This is a genomic window from Streptomyces sp. NPDC059989 (assembly GCF_042736975.1).
GTDB lineage: Bacteria > Actinomycetota > Actinomycetes > Streptomycetales > Streptomycetaceae > Streptomyces.
The window spans coordinates 132,979-147,653 of sequence record NZ_JBHWUO010000006.1; the positions used below are offsets into that span (position 1 = coordinate 132,979).

General features: G+C 72.6%; 13 protein-coding genes. 2 read left to right on the forward strand and 11 right to left on the reverse strand.

Features of this window, described 5'->3' with window-relative positions:
* Positions 1-207 precede the first annotated feature (207 nt).
* Both ACFWBN_RS07745 and ACFWBN_RS07750 read right to left on the reverse strand, forming a co-directional pair.
* A complete protein-coding gene (locus tag ACFWBN_RS07745) occupies positions 208-1,452 on the reverse strand; it encodes an aromatic amino acid transaminase (RefSeq protein ID WP_385172161.1) in 1,245 nt (414 codons plus the stop codon).
* On the reverse strand, positions 1,445-2,458 hold the full coding sequence (locus ACFWBN_RS07750; protein ID WP_385172164.1) for a DMT family transporter: 1,014 nt from the start codon (positions 2,456-2,458) through the stop codon (positions 1,445-1,447). The genes ACFWBN_RS07745 and ACFWBN_RS07750 overlap by 8 nt, the downstream gene beginning before the upstream one ends.
* 136 nt (positions 2,459-2,594) lie before the next feature.
* Between ACFWBN_RS07750 and ACFWBN_RS07755 the strand changes: the two genes are divergently transcribed.
* Positions 2,595-3,068: an Lrp/AsnC family transcriptional regulator gene (locus tag ACFWBN_RS07755; protein WP_385172167.1), complete on the forward strand. Its 474-nt coding sequence runs from the start codon at positions 2,595-2,597 to the stop codon at positions 3,066-3,068.
* A gap of 10 nt (positions 3,069-3,078) precedes the next feature.
* On the opposite strand, the gene ACFWBN_RS07760 is transcribed toward ACFWBN_RS07755, so the two are convergent.
* The 3 genes from ACFWBN_RS07760 to ACFWBN_RS07770 all read right to left on the reverse strand — a co-directional run bounded on the left by ACFWBN_RS07760 (position 3,079) and on the right by ACFWBN_RS07770 (position 5,902).
* Entirely contained in the window at positions 3,079-3,588 is a 510-nt protein-coding gene (locus ACFWBN_RS07760) for an O-acetyl-ADP-ribose deacetylase (protein ID WP_385172170.1), read from the reverse strand.
* Complete coding sequence (locus ACFWBN_RS07765; RefSeq protein WP_385172172.1) at positions 3,588-5,006, reverse strand: phytoene desaturase family protein; 1,419 nt, start codon at positions 5,004-5,006, stop codon at positions 3,588-3,590. Before ACFWBN_RS07765 ends, ACFWBN_RS07760 begins: the two co-directional genes overlap by 1 nt.
* A 71-nt stretch (positions 5,007-5,077) precedes the next feature.
* Positions 5,078-5,902, reverse strand: a complete 825-nt coding sequence (locus ACFWBN_RS07770; protein ID WP_385172176.1) for an inositol monophosphatase family protein — start codon at positions 5,900-5,902, stop codon at positions 5,078-5,080.
* Between the two features lie 197 nt (positions 5,903-6,099).
* Here ACFWBN_RS07770 and ACFWBN_RS07775 point away from each other — a divergent pair, with 197 nt between their 5' ends.
* On the forward strand, positions 6,100-7,233 hold the full coding sequence (locus ACFWBN_RS07775; RefSeq protein WP_385172179.1) for an alpha/beta hydrolase: 1,134 nt from the start codon (positions 6,100-6,102) through the stop codon (positions 7,231-7,233).
* Positions 7,234-7,248: 15 nt separating this feature from the next.
* On the opposite strand, the gene ACFWBN_RS07780 is transcribed toward ACFWBN_RS07775, so the two are convergent.
* From ACFWBN_RS07780 to ACFWBN_RS07805, 6 genes are all read right to left on the reverse strand, one after another.
* Positions 7,249-8,784: an NCS1 family nucleobase:cation symporter-1 gene (locus ACFWBN_RS07780; RefSeq protein ID WP_385172182.1), complete on the reverse strand. Its 1,536-nt coding sequence runs from the start codon at positions 8,782-8,784 to the stop codon at positions 7,249-7,251.
* 60 nt (positions 8,785-8,844) lie between these two features.
* Positions 8,845-9,861, reverse strand: a complete 1,017-nt coding sequence (locus ACFWBN_RS07785) for a TIGR03842 family LLM class F420-dependent oxidoreductase (RefSeq protein WP_385172184.1) — start codon at positions 9,859-9,861, stop codon at positions 8,845-8,847.
* A gap of 25 nt (positions 9,862-9,886) precedes the next feature.
* Positions 9,887-11,287: a dihydropyrimidinase gene (gene hydA / locus ACFWBN_RS07790; RefSeq protein ID WP_385172187.1), complete on the reverse strand. Its 1,401-nt coding sequence runs from the start codon at positions 11,285-11,287 to the stop codon at positions 9,887-9,889.
* Between the two features lie 10 nt (positions 11,288-11,297).
* On the reverse strand, positions 11,298-12,593 hold the full coding sequence (locus tag ACFWBN_RS07795; protein ID WP_385172190.1) for an aspartate aminotransferase family protein: 1,296 nt from the start codon (positions 12,591-12,593) through the stop codon (positions 11,298-11,300).
* Positions 12,590-13,432, reverse strand: coding sequence for a nitrilase-related carbon-nitrogen hydrolase (locus ACFWBN_RS07800; RefSeq protein WP_385172193.1), 843 nt, complete (start codon positions 13,430-13,432; stop codon positions 12,590-12,592). Before ACFWBN_RS07800 ends, ACFWBN_RS07795 begins: the two co-directional genes overlap by 4 nt.
* A gap of 166 nt (positions 13,433-13,598) precedes the next feature.
* The gene (locus ACFWBN_RS07805; protein ID WP_385172196.1) at positions 13,599-14,105 is read right to left on the reverse strand and encodes a hypothetical protein; all 507 of its coding nucleotides are present in this window, start codon (positions 14,103-14,105) and stop codon (positions 13,599-13,601) included.
* Positions 14,106-14,675: the final 570 nt, after the last annotated feature.

The following is a 14,675-nucleotide window of genomic DNA, read 5'->3' on the forward strand; positions in this document are numbered from 1 at the left end:
CGCAGCTCCATAGCGCCACGATCCATCTGGGACCGGGCTCTTGACTCCGGCGAAATAGGGAGGAAACTCATCAATACACCGGAATACCGGAAAGAGCCGCACCTCCCTCCGGAGACGTCCTGAGGCCCGCGTGACCCTGTTCCAGGCTCTGGCCAGGCCCCCGGCAGCACTTGCGAACCACGGGAGCCATCGGCGACGGCGGATGGCTCATGGAATCGGCGAGACTGCCGGGGACTGTCGTGTCCGGGCGCCCGCGCCCGCATCCGCCCCCGTACCGATGACCGCAGCGATGCCCTGCGCGAGGAACGGGATGCGGTGCCCCGGGATCCCCGCGATGTTGATCCGCCCCGAGGTCGTGCCGTAGATCGCGAACTGCCTGCGCAGCCGGAGCATCTGCTCGGCCGAGAGCGGCAGCATCGAGAACATCCCCTTCTGCCGCGCGAGCGACCGCGCCTGCGCCTCGCAGCCCAGGGCGCTCAGGTGCGTGGTCAGATCCGTGCGGTTGGCCGCGATCCGGCCGCGCATCACATCCAGTTCCGCCCGCCAGAGGTCGCGCAGCTGCCCGTCCTCCAGGATCGTCGTCACGACGGCCGCGCCGTGCTCGGGCGGCATCGAGTAGAGCGTCCGGGCGGCGTTCTGGAGGGTCGTCTCGGCGTGCCGCACGGCCCGGCTCGACCCGCCGAGGACGATGGCGCAGCCGGTGCGGTCGCTGTAGAGGCCGAAGTTCTTCGAGCAGCTGACGGCTATGAGCATCTCCGGGACGCGGGCGGCCAGCATGCGGGTGGCCGCCAGGTCGGCTTCCAGGCCGCCGCCGAGCCCGTGGTAGGCGAGGTCGACGAAGGGCACCCAGCCGTCCCGGGCGGCCAGTTCGGCCAGCGCCGCCCAGTCCTCCCGCGACGGGTCGACCCCCGTGGGGTTGTGGCAGCAGCCCTGGAGCAGCACGACGTCGTCCCGTCGCGCGCCGCTCAGCTCGCGCAGCACTCCGGCCGCGTCGAAGCCGCCGTCCGCGTCGCGCCAGCCGTACGGGCGCACCCGCAGACCGGCGGCCTCCAGGATGGGGCGGTGGTTGACGTAGGCCGGGTCGCTGATCCAGACCGTGGTCCCGGGGCGGGTCCGGCAGATCAGATCGGCCAGCAGCCGCAGCGCGCCGGAGCCCGCGACGGTCTGGACCGCCGCGGCCCGGTCCGCGGTCCCCTCGGCTCCCAGAACCATCCCCAACAGGGCGCGGTTGAAGGCGGTGTTGCCGGACAGGCCCCGGTACTCCTTGGACTCGGAGCGCTCCGCGAGGCGGATCTCCGCCTCGCGGACGGCGGCCATGACGGGCGTGCGGCCCGCGGCGTCGCGGTAGACGCCGAGGACGAGGTTCAGGCGCTCGGGCCGCTCGTCGGCCGCGAACTCGGCGGTCAGGTCCCACAGCGGGTCGGTGGGCGGCGGCGGGAGGAGCTCAAGCATCTGCGGGAACCTCGGGACGGGGGTGGGGGCGGACGGGGGGACGGCGGTTGGCGAGGACGACACCGGCGGTGATGAGGGGTACGCCGATGAGGACGGCGACGGTGGGCGACTCGTCGAGCAGGGGGATGGCGAGCAGGACCACGGCCACCGGGCTGAGGCTTCCGACGACGGCACTGCGCTCGGCGCCCAGCCGGCGGATCGCGTAGGCGTACAGCAGGCCGGCGCACAGTCCGACCCCGAGCCCCTGCACCACCAGGAAGAGGGCGATGTCGCCGCCGGCCGCGTGGGCGAGACCGGTGGGGAGCACCCCGGTCAGGACCAGGAGCCCGATCACGGCGAAGGAGGGCAGGCACAGCAGTCCGATCGATCCGACCGGATCGAGGTCCACATCGCGCAGTCCCACCGTGTACAGGGCCCACAGGCCGCTGGCCACCAGGAGGGTGCCCGCGCCCGCCAGTACGCCGGTGTCGACGGGAACGACGTAGCGCCAGACGAGGGCGACCACGCCGACCGCGATCAGCGCGAGCCCGGCGGCCTGCGTGCCCCGCGGGGCGCGGTGCCCGCGGGCGACCATGAGCGCGGAGACGAAGAGCGGGACCATGCCGGGGACGATCGAGCCGACGAAGGCGGCCGAGGTCAGGGCGCCGCCGTGCATGGCGGCCAGGAAGAAGGGCACCCCCGCCCCGCAGATGATCTTGGCAGCGGCGCCCGGCCGCACGGCCGCGATGCGCCGGCGGCGGCGCCACAGCGCGGGGAACAGGACGACGAGCGGGACGCCGAACCGCAGCAGGGCCGCGTCGGCGGGCAGCAGGGTGGAGGCGCTCAGGGCGCGGGCGCTGAGCGCGAAGGCGGCCCAGATCGACACGGTCACGAGCAGCGCCAGGGTGCCCCGGGCCTGCGGGGAGAGCAGGGAGAGCGGGGAGAGCCCGCGCCAGCCGGGTTGTCCGGCGCGCGGGCCCGCCGCATCGGGAGGCGCGGCCGCTGTGGAGGTGTTCGTGGCGACCAAGGGAAAGTGCTCCAGCCTCTGAGAGCGGACCGGTCTGGTCCGTTCACTGGCAACGCTAGGGCTTCGGCCGGGGCAGCCGATTGCCAGTTCTGCCGCTCGGACATACGTTTGGGGCAGAATCTGCCAAGGAGTGGCCATGGACGCAGTCGATCTGCAGATCATCCGGGAATTGCAGGCCGACGGACGCCTGACCAACCAGGATCTGGCCGACCGGGTCCGCCTCTCCCCCTCCCCCTGCCTGCGCCGGGTCCGGCGCCTGGAGGAGGCCGGTCTCATCCGCGGCTACACGGCGATGGTCGACCAGGTCGCCTTCGGACTCCCGGTGACCGTCTTCGTCCGGATCCGGCTGGAGCGCCACACGGCGGAGGCGGTCCGGCTCTTCGAGGAGCACGTCGCGGTCATCGAGCACATCCAGGACTGCTACCTGATGGCGGGCAGCAGCGACTACCTGCTCCGCGTCGTCATCGAGGACCTGGAGGCGTACGAGGCCCTGGTGCGCCACCGGATCCACGCCATTCCCGGCATCGCCTCGATCGAGTCGAGCTTCGCGTACGGCAGCGTCAAGCAGTCGAGGACGTATCCCCGGCCGGCCCCGGGCAGGACCTCTTGATCCCTGCGGGTCAGCCGACCTGGCCGGCGAAGGCCGCGTAGGCCTTGTCGTCGAAGAGGACGAAGCGGACCTCTTCCACCTCGGTCCGGGCCGCCCGTACGGTCTCCACCGCGATCCGCGCCCCGTCGTCCATGGGCCACCCGTAGATGCCGGTGGAGATGGCCGGGAAGGCGACCGTACGGGCCCCCAACTCGTCGGCGACCCGCAGGGATTCGCGGTAGCAGGAGGCGAGCAGCTCCGAGCGGTCCTCCTCGCGGGACCAGACGGGGCCGACGGTGTGGATGACGTGCGCGGCGGGGAGCCGGCCGGCGGTGGTGGCGACGGCCCGGCCCGTCGGCAGGCCCTTGCCGTAGTGCGAGCGGCGCAGGTCCTCGCAGGCGGCGAGGATCTCGGGGCCGCCGCGCCGGTGGATGGCGCCGTCGACCCCGCCGCCGCCGAGCAGCGAGGAGTTCGCGGCGTTGACGATCGCGTCGGCCTTCTCGGCGGTGATGTCGCCGCGGACCAGGGTGATCCGGACCATCAGGAGTCCTTTCGCAGGTGGCGCCAGACGGCCTTGGCCGCGTTGTGCCCGGACATGCCGTGGACGCCCGGGCCGGGCGGGGTCGCCGAGGAGCAGATGAAGACGGCCGGGTTCGCCGTGGCGTAGGGGAACAGGGAGAGCTTCGGGCGCAGCAGGAGCTGGAGTCCCGAGGCGGCGCCGCAGGCGATGTCCCCGCCGACGTAGTTGGGGTTGCGGGCGGCGAGTTGCGGTGGGCCGGCCGTGGCACGGGCCAGGATCAGGTCGCGGAAGCCCGGCGCGAAGCGCTCCAGTTGGCGTTCGACCGCGTCGGTGAGGTCTCCCTCCCAGCCCGCGGGGACATGGCCGTACGCCCAGAACACGTGCTTGCCCGCGGGTGCGCGGCCGGGGTCGACGAGGCTGGGCTGCGCGGTGATGAGGAAGGGGTTGCGCGGGGCGCGGCCGCTCGTGGCGAGCTGGAGGGCGGCGTCGATGTCGCGGGCGCGGGGGCCGATCTGCACGGTGCCGGCCCGGCGGGGCGCCTCGGCGGTCCACGGGACGGGGCCGTCCAGAGCGTAGTCGAGCTTGAACGCGGCGGCGCCGTACCGGTAGCCGTCGTAGGCGCGCCCCAGGCGGGCGATGCGGGCCAGCGCGGTCGGCGAGGTGTCGAAGACGTAGGCGCGGGCGGGCGGGAGGTCGTCGAGCCGTTTGACCTCGAAGCCGGTGTGGACGGTGCCGCCGAGGTCGCGCAGGTAGGCGGCGAGGGCGTCGGAGATGGACTGCGAGCCGCCGCGCGGCATCGGCCAGCCGTTCGCGTGCGCGGCCAGGGCGAAGACCAGGCCGACGGCGCCGGTGGCGATCCCGCCGAGCGGGGCGATGACGTGCGCCACGAGCCCCGCGAACAGGGCGCGCGCCCGCTCGTCGCGGAAACGGCGCAGGAGCCAGGTGGAGGGGGGCAGTCCGGCCAGCCCGAAGCGGGCGAGGGTCAGCGGGTCGCGGGGCAGCGCGGTGCTCGGCAGGGACATGAAGTCCCGGACCAGCGTGTCCCATCTGCCGAGGTACGGGTCCACGAGGCGGCGGTACGCACCCGCGTCGCGCGGGCCGAGGGACGCCGCCGTCTCCGCGACCGAGCGGGAGAGGACGGCGGCCGTACCGTCGTCGAAGGGGTGCGCCATCGGGAGCGGGGGGTGCAGCCACTCCAGCCCGTACCGCTTCAGCGGCATGGTGGCGAAGACCGGCGAGCCGACGCCGAGCGGGTGCACCGCCGAGCAGGGGTCGTGCCGGAAGCCGGGCAGGGTGAGCTCCTCGGTCCTGGCTCCCCCGCCCACCGTGTCGGCGACTTCGAAAACGGCCACCGAGAAGCCGCGCCGGGCCAGTTCGACAGCGGCCGTCAGCCCGTTGGGCCCCGCCCCCACCACGACCGCATCGAGAATCGACGGCACTTGCGACTCCTTCGTCCGGCGGCGCCTGCGCTTCCAGGATATTCCGCCCGCCCGCGCGGGCGGTCACGGCACTAGGCGCCCCGGAGCAGGTCCCGGATCCGTACGGCGGTGGCCTCGTCCCGTCCGACGGCGAACGGCAGGGCGTTGTCCCGGTCCACCCGGAAGGGGACGCCGGCAACGGTGCTCTGCGACCCGCCGGCCTCGGCGACCAGCAGCAGACCGGCCGCGTGGTCCCAGGCCGAGGGCCAGGTGAAGGCCAGGCCGTCCATCTCGCCGCGGGCCACCTTCAGGTACTCCAGGCCCGCCGAACCGCACGGGCGGGCCGCGACCCCGGGCACCTCCAGGCGGCTCAGGGTCTGCTTGTCCGCCTCGGAGGTGTACAGCGGGTGGGCCATGGCCACCCGCAGGTCGGCGCCGGGTTCGGGCGAGCCGCTGCGGATCCGCTCGCCGTTGACGTACGCGCCCTGCCCGCGCACGGCGGTGGCCAGCTCCTCCAGGGCCGGGGCGAAGGTCCAGGAGGCGAGGATCTCCCCGCGGTGGGCCAGCGCCACCAGGGTGCAGAAGGCGGGGTCGCCGTTCACGAACTGCCGGGTGCCGTCGACCGGGTCCACGATCCACACCGGCGCGTCGGCGCGCAGCGCCCCGTAGACGGTCGGATCGGCGTGCACGGCCTCCTCGCCGACGACCGCCGAGCCGGGCAGCAGCCGGGTCAGGGAGGCCGTGAGGTGCTCCTCGGCCTGGCGGTCGGCGACCGTCACCAGGTCGTGCGGTCCGCTCTTCTGGTCGACCTCGTGGTCGGCGAGCTGCCGGAACCTCGGCATGATCTCGACCGCCGCCGCCTTGCGGACGGCCTCTTCCACATCGGACAGGCCATGGGCCAGGAACTCATCGATCATGCCCCCAGCAAAGCACGCCCCACCGACAAACCCCACCGACAATGCGCATCGGGGGTCCGGACACAGGGTGGATTCCCGGTGAACCGCCCGGCGATCCGGGCCCGGCGGAGCGGAAGGAGGCATACCTCCTGGTGGCTGCGGGACGGGCGTGCTAAACCGGCGGCGCCCGCCCTTTTCGGCCGTCCCCGGGAGACCTCGTGCGCCGTCCTTCCCCCCTGCGCCGCGTGCCGGCACTGCTCGCCACCGCCGCCGCGCTCTTCATGGCCGCGCCCGGCGCGCCCGCCGGAGCGGCGGCGCGGTCGGTGCTGCCCTCGCTGCCGGCGCCCGACGCGCACGGGCTGACCCTGCAGACGTGGTCGGTCGCCGCCGGGCAGAGCGAGCGGATGGGCGACGCCTCGCTGACGACGGCCGCGATCTTCGCCCCGCACGGCGGGACCCCGTCGATCGATCCGGTACGGGTGCCCGTGCGGGTGCGGATCCTGCTGCCCGAGGACTACCGGCGCGACCCGGCCCGCCCCTACCCCGTGCTGTACCTGCTGCACGGCGGTACGGGCGATGTCGAGCAGTGGTCGAAGACCGACGAGGGCAATGTGACCGCGGCGCTGCGGGGTTCGGCCTTCAACGGCATCGTGGTGATGCCGGAGGGCGGCAAGGCCGGCTGGTACAGCGACTGGCCCGGGCACACGGACGGCTTCTTCGCCCCGCAGTGGGAGACCTTCCACGTCGAGCAGCTGGTCCCGTGGATCGACGCCAACTTCAACACCGTGAAGTCGGCGTCCGGACGGGCCGTGGCGGGCGTGTCGATGGGCGGGTACGGAGCCCTGCGGTACGCGGGCCGCCACCCGGACCTGTTCTCGGCGGTGGGCGCCTTCTCGCCGGGCACCGACATCTACCACCCCGACGCCCAGGCGCTCATCGCCGCCTCCACCTGGCAGGTGGGCGCTTCGATCCTCTGGACGGGCCTGTTCGACGGCAAGTTCCGGGTCACCGGCGACACCCCGTACCGGATGGCCACGGTGTTCGGCCCGCCCGCGACCTGGCCCGGCCAGAATCCGGTGAACCTGGCGCTGGACGGCAAGTACGCCTCGTACGGCGGGAGGATGGCCCTGTACGCGGGCGGCGCGGGCGGCTCCGGCGAGACCGCCATCGGCGCCGGCACGGCTGCCCTCCACCATGACCTGAAGGACCGCGGCGTGCCGCACCGCTACTGCCAGGGCGCGGGCGAGCACCAATGGCCGTACTGGGTCCCGGACCTGAAGGACTTCGTGGCCTACGCCTACGGCACGAAGCCGGACTCCTGCCCCAACGGCTGGGGCGCCGAGACCCCGTAGGCCGGCGTCGGCCGTTCAGGACCGGTCATGCCCGCCCTTGCCCGCCATCAGGGCCACGTACAGGACGAGTGACGTGCTGAGCCCGACGGCCCAGCCGTAGTCCGCGAGCGGTTTGAGGACCGGGATGATCCCGTCCACGGGGAACGGGCCCGCCTTGGCGCCCTTGGCGTCGAGCGTCGAGTACGAGCCGCCCACGGCGAGCACCCCGCCGACGGCGAAGGCCACGACCGCCCGCCAGTTCCAGCCGGCGGCGTACCAGTAGCGGCCGCCCGTCACGTACAGGTCTTGGAGGTGCAGCACGGTACGGCGGATGATCCAGTAGTCGGCGATCAGGATCCCGGCGACCGTGCCGAGGAGCCCGCCGACCACGCCGAGCCAGGTGAAGATGTACAGCTCGGGCGTCGCCGTCAGCTTCCACGGCATCACGAGGACGCCGAGGACGCCCGTGATGAGAGCTCCTCTACGGAAGTTGATGAGCTTGGGTGCCAGGTTCGCGAGGTCGTAGGCGGGTGAGACGACGTTCGCGGCGATGTTCACGGAGATCGTCGCGACGAAGACGGTGACCAGGGCGTAGAGCAGGCCGAAGACGTTGTCGGTCTTGGCGGCCAGCTCGACGGGGTCCCAGATCGCCGCGCCGTAGACCTGCTGCGAACCGGCCGTCACCAGTACGGACATGAGCGCGAAGGCCGTCATCGTGGTGGGCAGGCCCAGGGTCTGGCCCCAGACCTGGGCGCGCTGACCCTTCCCGAAGCGCGTGAAGTCCGGGATGTTGAGCGACAGCGTGGACCAGAAGCCGATCATGCCCATCAGGCCCGGGAAGAAGACCTTCCAGAAGTCCGCGCCCCAGCCGAGCTTCGACGGCTCGTGCAGCAGCGGGCCGAAGCCGCCCGCCTTGTTCGCGATCCAGATCAGCAGGACGACGGCGCCGACCAGCACGAAGGGTGCGGCCCAGTTCTCGAAGCGGCGCAGGGTGTCCATGCCCCGGTAGATGATGGCGAGTTCGAGCACCCAGAAGATGACGAAGCACAGCCAGAGGGTCCACGGGTAGCCGCCGACCTCGGTCGCGTCCGCCCAGCCGCCGAAGATCTTCCCGAGGAGCAGGAAGATGCCCTGGCCGCCGATCCAGGTCTGGATGCCGAACCAGCAGCAGGCCACCGCGGCACGCACCATCGCCGGCAGGTTCGCCCCGCGCACCCCGAACGAGGCGCGGGCCAGGATCGGGAACGGGATGCCGTACTTGGGCCCGGCGTGGCCGGTGAGCAGCATCGGCAGCAGCACGATCACGTTGGCGAGGGCGATGGTGAGGACGGCCTGCTTCCAGTCCATGCCGAGCGCGACCAGGCCGGAGGCCAGGGTCCAGGACGGGATGCAGTGGGCCATGCCGATCCACAGGGCCACGAAGTTGTAGGTGGTCCAGTTCCGGCGGGCGACCGGCACGGGCAGCAGGTCGTCGTTGACGAAACGCCGGTCGGGGAAACGGGTGTCCGGTGGGAGTTCGACGCGTCCCGCCTGGTCGGTTGTCGGTCTTTCGGGCGGGACGGTCGCGGTCATGCCGTGTGCCCTTTCAGCCGGCGGTGCGGACGGTCATGGGGGTCGTGGCGGTCGTGGCGGTCATCCGGTGAGCGCCGGGATGATCCGCGCGCCGTAGGCGTCGATCGTCGCCTCCTTGGCGTCGTGCATGTCGTAGACGGCGAACTGGTCGACCCCCAGGTCACGCAGCGCCTTCAGCTTCTCGATGTGGGCCTCGGCCGGGCCGATCAGGCAGAACCGGTCGACCACCTCGTCCGGTACGAACGCCGTGTCGGGATTGTCGGCGCGCCCGTGGTGGGAGTAGTCGTAGCCCTTGCGGGCCTTGATGTAGTCGGTGAGGGCCTCGGGGACCATGCCGGAGTGCTCGCCGTAGCGGGAGACGAGGTCGGCGACGTGGTTGCCGACCATGCCGCCGAACCAGCGGCACTGCTCACGGGCGTGCGCGAGGGCCTCCGGCGAGTCGTCGGCGGTGACGTAGGCGGGCGCGGCGACGCAGATCCTGATCGCGGCGGGATCGCGTCCGGCCTCCGCCGCCGCGGCGCGCACCGCCTTGACCATCCACTCCGTCAGATACGGGTCGGCGAGCTGGAGGATGAAACCGTCCGCCTTCTGCCCCGTGAGCGCCAGCGCCTTCGGCCCGTACGCGGCCATCCACACCGGGAGCTTTCCGTCCCGGACCCAGGGCAGGCGGATCGGATTGCCGTCGACGACCGCCTCGCGGCCCTCCGCCAGATCGCGGATGACCTCGATGGCCTCGCCGAGCCGGGCCAGGGTGTTCGGCGCGCGCCCGGCCACCCGCATGGCCGAGTCCCCGCGCCCGATCCCGCACACGGTGCGGTTGCCGAACATGTCGTTGAGGGTCGCGAAGGTGGAGGCGGTCACCTCCCAGGTGCGGGTGCCCGGGTTGGTCACCATCGGGCCGACGTGCAGCTTCTGCGTGTTGGAGAGGATCTGGCTGTAGATGACGAACGGCTCCTGCCACAGCACGGCGGAGTCGAAGGTCCAGCCGTAGCGGAACCCGTTGCGCTCGGCACGGCGCATGAGGCTGACCACCTGCGAGGCGGGCGGGTCGGTCTGCAGGACGAGGCCGAAGTCCATGGCTGCTCCTTGCTGCGTGCGGTGCTTACAGGTACTGGCAGGTGGAGCGGTGGATGAAGGCGCCGTGTCCGGCCCGGCCGGTGAACTCGCGCCGGTCGATGACCAGTTCGCCGCGCGAGAGGACCGTTTCGACGCGTCCGGTGATCCGCCTGCCCTCGTACGCCGAGTAGTCCACGTTCATGTGGTGGGTCTCGGCGGAGATGACCTGCTCGGCGTGCGGATCGTAGAGGACGATGTCGGCGTCGGAGCCCGGCGCGATGGTGCCCTTCCGGGGGTAGAGGCCGAACATCCGGGCCGGGGTCGCGCAGGCGATCTCGATCCAGCGGCGGCGGCTGATGTGCCCGTCCAGGACGGCCTGGTGGAGGAGGTCCATCCGGTTCTCCACGCCCGGCAGCCCGTTGGGGATCTTGGAGAAGTCACCGCGGCCCAGCTCCTTCTGGCCGCGGAAGCAGAACGGGCAGTGGTCGGTGGAGACCACCTGGAGGTCGTTGGTCCGCAGCCCCCGCCACAGCGCCGCCTGGTGTTCGCGGGGGCGCAGCGGGGTGGAGCAGACGTACTTGGCGCCCTGGAAGTCGGGCTCGGCCAGGTTGTCGGTGGACAGGAAGAGGTACTGCGGGCAGGTCTCCCCGAAGACGGGCAGGCCCTTGTCGCGGGCGGCGGCCAGCTCGGCCACCGCCTCCTCCGCCGATACGTGGACGACGTAGAGCGGGGAGCCCGCGACCCGCGCCAGCTGGATGGCGCGGTGCGTGGCCTCGGCCTCCAGGAGCACCTTGCGCACCTCGCCGTGGTGGCGGGGGTCGGTCTCCCCGCGGGCCAGGGCCTGTTCGACGAGGACGTCGATCGCGATGCCGTTCTCGGCGTGCATCATGATCAGCCCGCCGTTGGTGGAGGCCCGCTGCATGGCCCGCAGGATCTGCCCGTCGTCGCTGTAGAAGACCCCCGGATACGCCATGAACAGCTTGAAGGAGGTGACCCCCTCCCCGATGAGGAGGTCCATCTCCTTGAGGGTGCCCTCGTTGACGTCCGAGAGGATCATGTGGAAGGCGTAGTCGATGGCGCAGTGGCCGTCGGCCTTGTCGTACCAGGTGTCGAGCCCGGCGCGCAGGGGCTGGCCCATGCTCTGCACGGCGAAGTCGACGATGGTGGTGGTGCCGCCCCAGGCGGCGGCGCGGGTTCCGGTCTCGAAGGTGTCCGAGGCGGAGGTGCCGCCGAAGGGGAGCTCCATGTGGGTGTGCGCGTCGACCCCGCCCGGGATGACGTACTTCGCGCTCGCGTCGATCGTACGGTCGGCCGTCCAGGCCTCGGCGGCGGCCGAGCCGTGCGCCGCCAGGGCCGCCACGCGGCCGTCCTCGATCAGGACGTCCGCGTGGAGTTCGTCGGCGGCGGTGACGACCAGACCGCCGCGGATCAGGGTGCGGGTGCTCATCGGAATCCCCCTACTGGATGCTGCGGAGCGCCTGTTCGAGGATCTCGGCGCCCTCTTCCGCCTCGGCGACGGTCAGGGAGAGCGGCGGCGCGATGCGCAGCACGCTGGTGTTGTAGCCGCCGCCCTTGCCGAGCAGCAGTCCGCCGGCGCGGGCGGCCTCCAGGACGGCCGCGGCCGCGTCCGGGTCGGCCTGGTCGGTGCCGGGCCGGGTCAGCTCCAGCCCGGCCATCAGGCCCCGGCCGCGCACCTCCCGTACGGCGGGCACGGCGGCGGTGATGGCGCGCAGCCGCTCCAGGAGCAGGCCGCCGACGCGGCGGGCGTTGCCCTGGAGGTCGTGTTCCTGCAGGTACGCGAGGTTCGCGAGGCCGGCCGCCATGGTGACCGGGGAGCCGCCGAAGGTGGAGATGGAGTTGGAGTCGAGGCAGTTCATCACCTCGGCGCGGGCGACGACCCCGCCGATGGACATGCCGTTGCCGATGCCCTTGGCGAAGGTGAGGATGTCCGGCGGGCCGTTCTGGGCGTGGGCCTGCCAGCCCCAGAAGTGGTCGCCCGTACGCCCCCAGCCGGTCTGCACCTCGTCGCTGATCCAGAGGATGCTGTGGCGGTCCAGGACCTCGCGGAAGGCTCCGTAGAGGCCGTCGGGCGGGGAGGTGAAGCCGCCGACGCCCTGGATCGGCTCGGCGATGAGCGCGGCCACTCCCCCGCGGGCCTGGCCGAGGACGTCTTCGAGGTCCGAGACGGCGGCGGCGGTGAACTCGGCGTCGGAGAGGTGCGCGAAGGGGCCGCGGGTGCGGACGGCGCCGTGCACGTAGTACGTCTGGAGCGGCGAGAGGCTGGTCGGGGACCAGCCGCGGTTGCCGGTGATCGACACGGTGGAGAAGGACCGGCCGTGGTAGCTGTTGCGCATCGCCAGGATCTGGTTGGAGCGGCGGTACGTCGTCGCGAGCAGCAGGGCGGTGTCGTTGGCCTCGGTGCCCGAAGTGGTGAAGAAGACCCGGGCGTCGGGGATGCCGGACAGCGCGGCGACGCGCTCGGCCAGCTCGATCATCGGCCGGTTGAGGTAGAGGGTGGAGGAGTGGATGATCCGGCCGGCCTGCTCGGAGACGGCCTTGGTGACCTCGGGCAGGGCGTGGGCGGTCATCGTGGTGAGGATGCCGCCGAAGAAGTCGAGGTAGCGGTTGCCGTCGGCGTCCCAGACGTGGCGGCCCTCGCCGTGGGTCAGCTCGATGGGGCGGTCGTAGTAGAGCGCGAGCCAGTCGGGCAGGACGGAACGGTGGCGGCTGTGCAGGGGAATCGGGTTGGTCACGGCTGTACGAGCCCTCCGTAGGCGTCGGGGCGGCGGTCGCGGTAGAAGGCCCACTGGGTGCGGACCTCTTCGATGAGGTCGAAGTCGAGGTCGCGGACGAGGAGTTCCTCCTCCTTGTCGCTGGCGACTTCACCGACGAACTGTCCGCGCGGGTCGACGAAGTAGCTGGTGCCGTAGAAGTCGTTGTCGCCGTACTCCTCCTGGCCGACGCGGTTGATGGCGGCGACGAAGTACTCGTTGGCGACGGCGGAGGCGGGCTGTTCCAGCTGCCACAGGTGCGAGGAGAGCCCTCGGTGGGTGGCGGACGGGTTGTACACCAGCTGGGCGCCGGCCAGGCCGAGTTGGCGCCACCCCTCGGGGAAGTGGCGGTCGTAGCAGATGTAGACGCCGATCCGGCCGACGGCGGTGTCGAAGACGGGCCAGCCGAGGTTGCCCGGACGGAAGTAGTACTTCTCCCAGAAGCCCTTGACCTGGGGGATGTGGTGCTTGCGGTACTTGCCGAGGTAGCTGCCGTCCGCGTCGATGACGGCGGCGGTGTTGTAGTAGAAGCCCTCGCTCTCCCGCTCGAAGACGGGGACCACGATCACCATTCCGGTCTCGCGGGCGAGGTCCTGCATGCGGCGGACGGTCGGGCCGTCGGGGACGGCCTCGGCCCAGCGGTAGTGCTCGGGCTCCTGGACCTGGCAGAAGTAGGGGGCGTTGAACACCTCCTGGAAGCCGATGATCTTCGCGCCCTGGGCCGCGGCCCGGCGGGCGTGCTCCTCGTGTTTGGCGATCATCGACTCGGTGTCTCCGGTCCAGGTGGCCTGGACCAGCGCGGCGCGGACGACTTGGGCCATGAGCTGCTCCTCGCGACGGGAACGCCGGTTCTACGCACGTAGACGGAGTACGTAGGGAGTAGAACGTAGGCCTCGTCACAGCGTGGGGCAAGACCGCCGTGCGCGGTTGGAGTAGTCGATCACGTTACGTCGCCCCGTGGTCGATTGCGGTCAGGAGACGGGCGGTTTACGCCGTGGCGACGCCGGCCACGCGGAGGGCGTGGGCCAGGTCCCGGTGGTGGTTCGGGGACAGGGCCGCGGCGGCCCGGAGCAGGCGGGGGGTGAGCCGGCGGGGGTCGCGGCGGGCGAGGTCGGCCGCCTCCTCCGCGGTGCGGACCCGGACGAAGGCGTCGAGCAGGGCGTCGGCCTCCCGGGGGCGGCCGGCCGCGCCGAGGGCGAGGGCCGCGTCGGCGATCTCGGCGGTGGGGCGGGAGACGCCCTGGCGGAGCAGGCGGTCGCTGTCGGCCTCCCGGCCGGCCTCGCCGAGGGCGGCGGCGGCCGCGGCGAGGCGCTCGGGCGGCAGCGAGGCGGCCTCCCACAGCAGGGTTCCCCAGTCGGCCGCGAGCCCGGCCCGGACCAGCTCGTCGGCTAGGCCGGGCAGTCGCTCCGCGGGCCAGCCGGCGGCCTCGCAGAGCAGGGCGTGGGCGGCGCCGCCGTGCCCTTGCGCGCGCAGCGCGAGCAGCTCCCCGACCACGGCTTGCGTGGCGCGGGGGGAGGGGGCGGCGGGGGCGGTGGGGGTTGTGGTGGCGGTGGCTGCCGGGGCGGTGCCTGTCGGGGCGGGAGCGGGAGCCTTGGCAGGGCCTGTCGGGGCGGCGCCTGACGAAGCGGTTCCGGCGGGAGCTGTTACGGCTGGGCCGTGCGCGGGGGAGGTTCCGACGGGACCGTGCGCGCGCCGGGGCACCTCCTCGGGCGCCGAACGTGGCCAGGGGTCGGAGAGTGACAGCCCTGTTGCGTTCGGCGCCCTGCGGGGGCGCCCCGGCACACGCCCGGCCCCGCCGGAACCCGGGCCGTTCGGAGCCTGCTCGGGGTGTCCCGTCATGTACCCGGCCCCTGCGGGAGCGGTGCCGTGCGGAGCCCACATGCTCCCAACCCCGTCGGCACCCGGGCCGTGCGGAGCCTGCGCGGAGTGGCCCGTCAGGTTGCCGGCTCCGTCGGAGCCGGGGTCGTACGGGGCCGTTCCGGCGCGTCCGGTGGGCTCGTTGGTCTCGGGTCCCGGGGCGGTGTCGGATGGTCGTGCCTCGCGGGCGAAGCGGGCGCCGCGTGG

What these genes read in the sequence shown, in the direction of transcription:
- ACFWBN_RS07745 (WP_385172161.1), bottom strand. Translation starts at nt 1,452, where the DNA reads ATGCTTGAGCTCCTCCCGCCGCCGCCCACCGACCCGCTGTGGGACCTG.
- ACFWBN_RS07755 (WP_385172167.1), top strand. Translation starts at nt 2,595, where the DNA reads ATGGACGCAGTCGATCTGCAGATCATCCGGGAATTGCAGGCCGACGGA.
- ACFWBN_RS07760 (WP_385172170.1), bottom strand. Translation starts at nt 3,588, where the DNA reads ATGGTCCGGATCACCCTGGTCCGCGGCGACATCACCGCCGAGAAGGCC.
- ACFWBN_RS07770 (WP_385172176.1), bottom strand. Translation starts at nt 5,902, where the DNA reads ATGATCGATGAGTTCCTGGCCCATGGCCTGTCCGATGTGGAAGAGGCC.
- ACFWBN_RS07780 (WP_385172182.1), bottom strand. Translation starts at nt 8,784, where the DNA reads ATGACCGCGACCGTCCCGCCCGAAAGACCGACAACCGACCAGGCGGGA.
- ACFWBN_RS07785 (WP_385172184.1), bottom strand. Translation starts at nt 9,861, where the DNA reads ATGGACTTCGGCCTCGTCCTGCAGACCGACCCGCCCGCCTCGCAGGTG.
- hydA (WP_385172187.1), bottom strand. Translation starts at nt 11,287, where the DNA reads ATGAGCACCCGCACCCTGATCCGCGGCGGTCTGGTCGTCACCGCCGCC.
- ACFWBN_RS07800 (WP_385172193.1), bottom strand. Translation starts at nt 13,432, where the DNA reads ATGGCCCAAGTCGTCCGCGCCGCGCTGGTCCAGGCCACCTGGACCGGA.